This is a genomic window from Oleiphilus sp. HI0043 (genome assembly GCF_001634935.1).
This window is the reverse complement of record NZ_LWEY01001314.1, coordinates 1-979: the sequence shown is the minus strand read 5'-3', so window position 1 is coordinate 979 and position 979 is coordinate 1. Positions and strand designations below refer to the sequence as shown.

Sequence of the window (979 nt, the reverse complement as noted above, 5' to 3'; positions counted from 1 at the left end):
CCAGCCTGGCTTGCTTTGTAGAGGTGCCCAACGACTTCGTCATCGACCAGGTTATTGACCTTCAGCATGATTTCGGCAGTCAGGCCTTTCTCGGCGTGCTTTATCTCACGATCAATCAACTTGTGAACACGTGGCCGGAAATCATTTGGCGAGACGATAAGGTGTTTGAAGTGATAATGTTTATAGCTGAAGCGAATGAAGTTAAATACGTCTTCTACTTCGGCGGTAATTTCATCGTGGCAGGTAAATAAAGAGAAGTCGGTATAAATCCTTGCGGTCTTCTCGTGGAAGTTACCTGTGCCGATGTGAGCGTAGCGCTTATAGCCGTCACTTTCGTTGCGTCCAATTAAACAAAGCTTGGTGTGGCACTTCAATGCAGGCACACCAAAGTCTACTTTGATGCCCGCATCGGTCAGTACCTTCGCCCATTCTATATTTGCTTCTTCGTCAAAGCGGGCGCGCAGCTCAACCACGACGCGAACATTTTTACCATTCTTTGCCGCATTGATCAGGGCATCGATAATTCGGCTTTTTTTGGCGACGCGATAAATGCTGATACTGATATGTTCAACTTTAGGATCGTATGATGCCTGCCGTACGAACTCGGTGAAATGGTTGAACTTGTGATACGGGTAATAAAGTAAAATATCGCCTTCAGAAATCGCCTGGAAGCTGCTTTTGTGAGCGGCGAACTTCTTGCTTTCGATTCTCGGAAGCGGTGAATATTCTAAATAGTTGCGCCCGATATTAGGGAAACTGATGAAGTCTCTGAAGTTGTGATAGCGGCCACCCGGGATGACGGCGTCATAATTTGAGATGCCGATTTTATCAAGCAAGTAGTTCAGTGTGGATTTCGGCATTTCCCTGTCATAGACAAAGCGAACTGGCTCAGCTGTCATGCGTTGCTTAATGCTGAGTGACATCTGCTCTAGTAGAGATTGGTCAATATCTTCAGATAGCCCGTATTCCGCATCACGAG

At 46.5% G+C, this 979-nt stretch carries 1 protein-coding gene; it reads right to left on the bottom strand.

Features of this window, described 5'->3' with window-relative positions; all coding sequences use genetic code 11:
- Positions 1-979: RNA degradosome polyphosphate kinase (locus A3729_RS17565; RefSeq protein WP_156497988.1), on the bottom strand; the 979-nt coding region annotated here is incomplete at both ends.